The organism is Ramlibacter sp. (genome assembly GCF_035627355.1).
Lineage (GTDB): Bacteria > Pseudomonadota > Gammaproteobacteria > Burkholderiales > Burkholderiaceae_C > Ramlibacter.
In genome coordinates this window covers 1-7,353 of record NZ_DASPLW010000026.1, presented here as the reverse complement: position 1 = coordinate 7,353, position 7,353 = coordinate 1, and the positions used below count along the sequence as shown (strand labels likewise).

The following is a 7,353-nucleotide window of genomic DNA, read 5'->3' as shown; positions in this document are numbered from 1 at the left end:
GGTTCACCATCGGCGCCTTGGCCTTCTTGGCGCCCGGCTTGAACAGGTACATGCCCTTGACGATCTGCTCCTCGGTGCCGGGCTGCAGGCCCGGCATCGGGTAGTTCTCGTTGAGGAGCGTGATGTAGTAGAAGACGTTCTCCTGCTTCTCGACCATGCGCCTGAGGCCGTCGTGCATGATGACCGCGAGCTCGTGCGCGAAGGTCGGGTCGTAGCTCACGCAGTTGGGAACAGTCTGGGCCAGGATGTGGCTGTGGCCGTCCTCGTGCTGCAGGCCCTCGCCGTTGAGGGTGGTGCGTCCGGAGGTGCCGCCCAGCAGGAAGCCGCGCGCCTGCATGTCCCCGGCTGCCCAGGCCAGGTCGCCCACCCGCTGCAGGCCGAACATCGAGTAGTAGATGTAGAACGGCACCATGATGCGGTTGTTGGTCGAGTACGAGGTCGCCGCCGCCATCCAGCTGGCCATGCCGCCCGCCTCGTTGATGCCTTCCTGCAGGATCTGCCCGGCCTGGTCCTCCTTGTAGTAGGACACCTGGTCACGGTCCTGCGGGGTGTACTTCTGGCCTTCCGGGTTGTAGATGCCGATCTGCCGGAACAGCCCCTCCATGCCGAAGGTGCGCGCCTCGTCCACCAGGATGGGCACCGCGCGCGGGCCGAGCTGCTTGTCGCGCAGCAAGGTCGTCAGGAAGCGCACGAACGCCTGGGTGGTGCTGATCTCGCGGCCCTCGGCCGTGGGATCCAGCACCGCCTTGAAGGCCTCCAGGGGCGGCACCTGCATCTGCTCGTCGGCCTTCTCGCGGCGCTTGGGCAGGTAGCCGCCCAGCGCCTGGCGCCGCGCGTGCAGGTACTTCATCTCCGGCGTGTCCTCCTCCGGCTTGTAGAAGGGGATCTCCGGCAGCTTGTCGTCGGGGATGGGGATGTTGAAGCGGTCGCGGAAGGCGCGGATGTCCTCGTCGCTCATCTTCTTGGCCTGGTGGGCGATGTTCCGGCCCTCGCCCGCGCGGCCCATGCCGAAGCCCTTGACGGTCTTGACCAGCAGTACCGTCGGCTGGCCCTTGTGGTTCACCGCGCGGTGATAGGCCGCGTAGACCTTCTGCGGGTCATGGCCGCCCCGGTTCAGGCGCCAGACGTCCTCGTCGCTCATGTTCGCGACCATCTCCAGCAGCTTGGGATGGCGGCCGAAGAAGTGCTTGCGCACGTAGGCGCCGTCGTTGGCCTTCATGTGCTGGTAGTCGCCGTCCAGCGTGTCCATCATGACTTGGCGCAGGATGCCTTCCTTGTCGCGCGCCAGCAGCGGGTCCCAGTAGCTGCCCCAGACCAGCTTGATCACGTTCCAGCCGGCGCCGCGGAATTCGCCTTCCAGTTCCTGGATGACCTTGCCGTTGCCGCGCACCGGCCCGTCCAGGCGCTGCAGGTTGCAGTTGACGACGAAGATCAGGTTGTCCAGCTTCTCGCGGGCGGCCACGCCGATCGCGCCCATGGACTCCACCTCGTCCATCTCGCCGTCGCCGAGGAAGGCCCAGACCTTGCGGTTGGCCGTATCGGCGATGCCGCGCGCGTGCAGGTACTTCAGGAACCGCGCCTGGTAGATCGCCATCAGCGGACCCAGGCCCATGGAGACCGTCGGGAACTGCCAGAACTTGGGCATCAGCTTGGGGTGCGGGTAGCTGGACAGCCCCTTGCCGCCGACTTCCTGGCGGAAGTGCAGCAACTGGTCCTCGGTCAGCCGCCCCTCCATGAAGGCGCGTGCGTACACGCCGGGCGCGCTGTGCCCCTGGATGTAGAGGCAGTCGCCGCCATGGCCCTCGCTCTCCGCATGCCAGAAGTGGTTGAAGCCGCAGCCGAACATGGTGGCCACGGACGCGAAGGAACTGATGTGGCCGCCCAGGTCGCCGCCGTCCTCGGGATGCAGGCGGTTGGCCTTGACCACCATGGCCATGGCGTTCCAGCGCATGTAGGCGCGCAGCCGCTCCTCCATCTCCAGGTTGCCCGGGCAGCGCTCCTCGTCCTGCGGCTCGATGGTGTTCACGTACCCGGTGGTGGCGGAAAACGGCATGTCGATGCCTTCCTGCCGGGCCTGCTCGAGCAGCTGCTCCAGCAGGAAGTGGCCGCGCTCGCGGCCTTCGTTGGCGATGACGGCGGATAGCGCGTCGAGCCACTCGCGGGTTTCCTGGGCGTCCGCGTCGTTGGCGGCGGCGCCGAAGACGTGCTCGGGCTGGGCTGACATCCTGGGTCTCCTGTGGGTTCGGGCTAATTTAGTACGGCTGCAACGGCTGGCTTGCGCCCGCAGGCGCGCTCCCGGGCAGCTCTCGGTCCAGTGTGGCATAGAACCGGTTGCATTTCAAATTGCGCTGCAGCATTTCATAATGTGATTGACGGGCACTGGAAGGGCTCACCTACACTCTCAGCCTCCATGCAAGATAGCAGCGCCCACGAGTTGCACGAGGCCGCCGCGCCGGTGCCCTGGATGCGGCGCTGGTGGCGACGGCAGTCGCCCGGCCGCCAGGACCGTTTCGCCATGCTGGCGCCGCTGGCTGCGGTGCTGCTGTTCCTCGCCGCCATCATTTCGGCCTTCTGGTACCTGCGGCTGGAGGAAATGGACCGCGAGCAGGAGGCGGTCCGGCGCGACGTCGAGTACGCGCAGCAGCGCCTGCGGCTCCGACTGCTGGAGCGCCAGGAGCAGCTGATGCGGATCGCCCGCGACATCTCCAACAAGGAAGTGGATGCCCAGGAGTTCGCCAGCCGCGCCGAGACCATGGTGATCCAGTACCCGGAACTGCAGGCCATGTCCTGGGTCGACGAGCGTCGCCGCATCCGGGCCTCGTATGCGGGGCCCAGCGTGCCGGCCCAGCAGCTCCGCTCGCAGGGTGACGTGCTGCGCCCAGGCAGCGAGACCGAGGCCACGTTCTCGCTGGTGCGCGACGTGCAGCAGCCGGTGTATTCGCAGCCGAGCGCCGGCACCGACCCGCCGCAGATGCTGCAGCTGCACGTGCCTTTGGCCGACCAGGCGCGCTTCGGCGGCGTGATCCTGGCCGAGTACTCGATCGACAGCCTGCTGCGCTACGGCGTCCCGTCCGAGGTATCGGCGCGCTATGCCGTCGCCCTGCTGGATGCCAAGGGCCGCCTGCTCGCCGGCCAGGCCCTGCCGCCGCGAGGCACGGCCAGCCGCCTGCTGTCCTGGGCCGGGCCGCAAGCCAACGAATTCGAGGTCCCCGTATCGCCGGTGGGCAACGGCCTGGTCCTGCGCGGCCAGGCCTACCGCACCTCGCTGGGCGTGGTCGGCAGCGGCCTGTTCTGGCTGGTCGGCACGCTCAGCGCCATGACGGCCTGGATGCTGATCGGCAACTGGCGCCACACGCGCCGGCGCATGCAGGCGCAGCAGGCGCTGATCGCGGAAACGAACTTCCGCCGCGCCATGGAGAACTCCATGCTGACCGGCATGCGGGCGCTGGACATGCAGGGCCGCATCAGCTACGTCAACCCCGCCTTCTGCCAGATGACCGGCTGGACCGAGTCCGAGCTGGTCGGGCGCACGGCGCCCTTCCCCTACTGGCCCGACGCCGACCGCGAGCAGCTGGCCGCGCGGCTGGACGACGAGCTCCATGGCCGCAGCGCGCCCGGTGGCTTCCAGACCCGCGTCAAGCGCAAGGACGGCAGCATCTTCGACGCCCGCCTGTACGTGTCGCCGCTGATCGACCCCAAGGGCCACCAGACCGGCTGGATGACGTCGATGACCGACATCACCGAGCCGAACCGCATCCGCGAGCAGCTCTCGGCGTCCTACGAGCGTTTCACCACGGTGCTGGAAGCCCTGGACGCCTCGGTGTCGGTCGCGCCCCTGGGCAGCGAGGAGCTGCTGTTCGCCAACAAGCTGTACCGCCTGTGGTTCGGCCTGAACACCGGGGGCCACCTGCAGATGGTGGCGCAGGCTGGGGTCCCGGACCAGCCGCGCAACGAGGAGCAGCTCGATGAAGTCGATGCCTTCGTCGGACTGCCCACCGGCCACCTCACCACCGCGCAATCGGAGAACGCCGAGATCTTCGTGCCCGAGCTGGGCAAGTGGCTGGAAGTGCGCTCGCGCTACCTGAACTGGGTCGACGGCCGTCTCGCCCAGATGGTCATCGCCACCGACATCACCCCTCGCCGCCACGCCGAGGAGCAGGCGGCCGCCCAGGCCGAACGGGCCCAGGCCGCCAGCCGGCTGGTGACCATGGGCGAGATGGCGTCCAGCGTGGCGCACGAGCTGAACCAGCCGCTAACCGCGATCAACAACTACTGCAACGGCATGGTGTCGCGCATCCGGGCCGGGCAGATGAAGGAAGACGACCTGCTTCAGGCACTGGACAAGACGGCGCGCCAGGCCCAGCGCGCCGGACAGATCATCCAGCGCATTCGCAGCTTCGTGCGCCGCAGCGAGCCCAATCGCACCCTGTCCGACGTGCCCACCATGGTGAGCGAAGCGGTGGAACTGGCCGAGATCGAACTGCGCCGGCGCAACGTCCGGCTGTCGCACTACGTGGCCGCGCGGCTGCCCAAGCTGATGGTGGACCCGATCCTGATCGAGCAGGTGCTGGTCAACCTGCTGAAGAACGCGGCCGAATCGATCGAGCATGCGCGCCGCCCGACCGCGCAGCGCAGCGTGGAACTGCGCGTGGTGCCGCGGCACGTCGACAACCAGCCGGTGGTGGACTTCTCGGTGCAGGACACCGGCCAGGGCCTGTCGCCCGAGGTGCTGGAGCGCCTGTACGAGGCCTTCTTTTCCACCAAGGCCGAAGGCATGGGCATAGGCCTGAACCTGTGCCGCACCATCGTGGAGTCGCACCAGGGCAGGATGCAGGCGGAGAACATCTACAATGGCAGCGAAGTCGCCGGCTGCCGGTTCTCCTTCTGGATTCCGGTCTCCGGCGCTATCACTTCCGCAGCAAACAAGGACGCCGGAGCCGTTGCATGAGCCTGATACCGAAGAAGGGCACCGTCTATGTCGTGGATGACGACGAGGCCGTCCGCGACTCCCTCCAGTGGCTGCTCGAAGGCAAGGACTACCGGGTCCGCTGCTTCGAGTCGGCCGAGTCCTTCCTCTCGCGGTACGACCCGCGCGAGGTCGCCTGCCTGATCGTCGACATCCGCATGGCCGGCATGACCGGGCTGGAACTGCAGGACCGACTGATCGAGCGCAAGTCGCCGCTGCCCGTGGTCTTCATCACCGGCCACGGCGATGTGCCGATGGCGGTGAACACCATGAAGAAGGGCGCGATGGACTTCATCCAGAAGCCCTTCAAGGAAGAGGAACTGGTCAGCCTGGTCGAGCGCATGCTGGAGCACGCCAAGGGCGCCTTCGCCGAATACCAGAGCGCCGCCAGCCGCGACGCGCTGCTGTCCAAGCTCACGAGCCGCGAGGCGCAGGTGCTGGAGCGCATCGTGGCCGGCCGCCTGAACAAGCAGATCGCCGACGACCTGGGCATCAGCATCAAGACGGTGGAGGCGCACCGCGCCAACATCATGGAAAAGCTCAATGCCAACACGGTGGCCGACCTGCTGAAGATCGCCCTGGGCCAGAACCACCCGGCGAAGGCATGAGCCGCCGGGCCGCTCCCAAGGCGAATACCGCAGCCCGGAGGGCGGAGGTTTCCTGATGCACGCGCAACTGATCGACGGCAACGCGCTCGCGCAGAAGATCCGCGCCGAGGTCGCCGGCCGCACCCAGGCGCTGAAGGCGCGCGGCGTCGAGCCATCGCTGGCCATCATCCTGGTCGGCGAGGATCCCGCGAGCCAGGTCTATACGCGCCACAAGGCCAACGACAGCACCCAGACCGGCCTGAAGGCCACGCTGGAGACCTACCCGGCGGACCTGCCGGAGGCCGCGCTGCTCGATCGCATCCGGGCCCTGAACGAGGACCCCGCCGTGCACGGCATCCTGGTGCAGCTGCCCCTGCCCAAGCACATGGATGCCAGCAAGGTGATCGAAGCCATCGCGCCGGCCAAGGACGTGGACGGTTTCCACGTGGCCAGCGCCGGCGCCCTGCTCACCGGGCAGCGCGGCTTCTGGCCCTGCACGCCCTACGGCTGCATGAAGATGCTGGAGAGCATCGGCTATGACCTGCGCGGCAAGCATGCCGTGGTGATCGGCCGCAGCAACATCGTCGGCAAGCCGATGGCGCTGATGCTGCTGCAGAAGGACGCCACGGTCACCATCTGCCACAGCCGCACCCGCGACCTGAAGGCGCTCACGCTGCAGGCCGATGTGATCGTCGCCGCCGTGGGCAAGCGCAACGTGCTCACGGCCGACATGGTCAAGCCCGGCGCCGTGGTGATCGACGTCGGCATGAACCGCAACGACGAAGGCAAGCTCTGCGGCGACGTCGACTTCGCGGGCGTGAAGGAAGTCGCCGGCTGGATCACGCCGGTGCCCGGCGGCGTCGGGCCGATGACCCGCGCCATGCTGCTGGTCAATACGCTGGAAGCGGCCGAGCGCGCGGCGGGCTGATCGGCGCGATCGACAAAGCCGATCCCGCAGGCCGTTGAAGTCGGCGGGGCTGCCGCAAAATGACCGACATGCCCAATCCCCTGCTCGACTTCAGCGACCTCCCCCTTTTCGACCGGATCCGGCCGGAGCACGTGGCTCCCGCCATCGACAGCCTGCTCGCCGAAAGCGAAGCGGCGCTGGATGCCGTGGTGGCGCCCGACTTCCCGGCCGACTGGCAGGCCATGGCCAGGCGCCTGGACTGCACCACCGAACGGCTGGGCCGGGCCTGGGGGGCGGTCAGCCACCTGAACAGCGTGGCCGACACGCCCGAGTTGCGCGCCGCCTACAACGCGGCGCTGCCGAAGATCACCGACTTCTGGACCCGGCTGGGCTCCGACGAACGCCTGTACGCCAAGTACAAGGCCATGGACCCGGCCAGGCTGGACCCCGAGCAGCGCCAGGCCCTGAAGAATGCCATCCGCAACTTCGTGCTGGGCGGCGCCGAGCTGCAGGGCGCGGCCAAGGAGCGCTTCGCGCAGATCCAGGAGCGCCAGGCCGAACTGAGCCAGAAGTTCAGCGAGAACGCCCTGGACGCCACCGATTGCTTCGCGTACTACGCGAGCCCGGATGAGCTGGACGGTGTTCCGGACGACGTGGTCCACGCCGCCCGCGCCGCGGCCCAGGCCGAGGGCAAGGAGGGCTGCAAGCTCACGCTGAAGATGCCCAGCTACCTGCCGGTGATGCAGTTCGCGCACAACCGGGAACTGCGCCAGCGCCTGTACCGCGCCTACGTCACGCGCGCCAGCGACCAGGCCCCGGAAGAGTTCCGCAAGTTCGACAACACGGCCAACATCCGCGAGATCCTGGCGCTGCGGCTGGAGGAAGCCCGGCTG

4 protein-coding genes and 1 pseudogene are annotated in these 7,353 nt (G+C 68.0%); 4 read left to right on the top strand and 1 reads right to left on the bottom strand.

Features of this window, described 5'->3' with window-relative positions; genetic code table 11:
• On the bottom strand, positions 1 to 2,224 hold a 2,224-nt coding region (gene aceE / locus VEC03_RS07470), incomplete at its 3' end, for a pyruvate dehydrogenase (acetyl-transferring), homodimeric type (RefSeq protein WP_324914072.1).
• 186 nt (positions 2,225 to 2,410) lie between these two features.
• Between aceE and VEC03_RS07465 the strand changes: the two genes are divergently transcribed.
• The 4 genes and pseudogenes from VEC03_RS07465 to VEC03_RS07450 all read left to right on the top strand — a co-directional run.
• A complete protein-coding gene (locus VEC03_RS07465; protein ID WP_324914071.1) occupies positions 2,411 to 4,948 on the top strand; it encodes a PAS domain S-box protein in 2,538 nt (845 codons plus the stop codon).
• Positions 4,945 to 5,574 (top strand): response regulator transcription factor, encoded by a 630-nt coding sequence (locus tag VEC03_RS07460; protein WP_324914070.1) that lies wholly within the window; start codon positions 4,945 to 4,947, stop codon positions 5,572 to 5,574. The genes VEC03_RS07465 and VEC03_RS07460 overlap by 4 nt, the downstream gene beginning before the upstream one ends.
• Positions 5,575 to 5,629: 55 nt before the next feature.
• Entirely contained in the window at positions 5,630 to 6,481 is an 852-nt protein-coding gene (folD, locus tag VEC03_RS07455) for a bifunctional methylenetetrahydrofolate dehydrogenase/methenyltetrahydrofolate cyclohydrolase FolD (protein ID WP_324914068.1), read from the top strand.
• A gap of 68 nt (positions 6,482 to 6,549) precedes the next feature.
• A pseudogene (locus tag VEC03_RS07450) lies at positions 6,550 to 7,353 on the top strand (oligopeptidase A); the annotation flags it as partial.

What these genes read in the sequence shown, in the direction of transcription:
- VEC03_RS07465 (WP_324914071.1), top strand. Translation starts at nt 2,411, where the DNA reads ATGCAAGATAGCAGCGCCCACGAGTTGCACGAGGCCGCCGCGCCGGTG.
- folD (WP_324914068.1), top strand. Translation starts at nt 5,630, where the DNA reads ATGCACGCGCAACTGATCGACGGCAACGCGCTCGCGCAGAAGATCCGC.
- VEC03_RS07460 (WP_324914070.1), top strand. Translation starts at nt 4,945, where the DNA reads ATGAGCCTGATACCGAAGAAGGGCACCGTCTATGTCGTGGATGACGAC.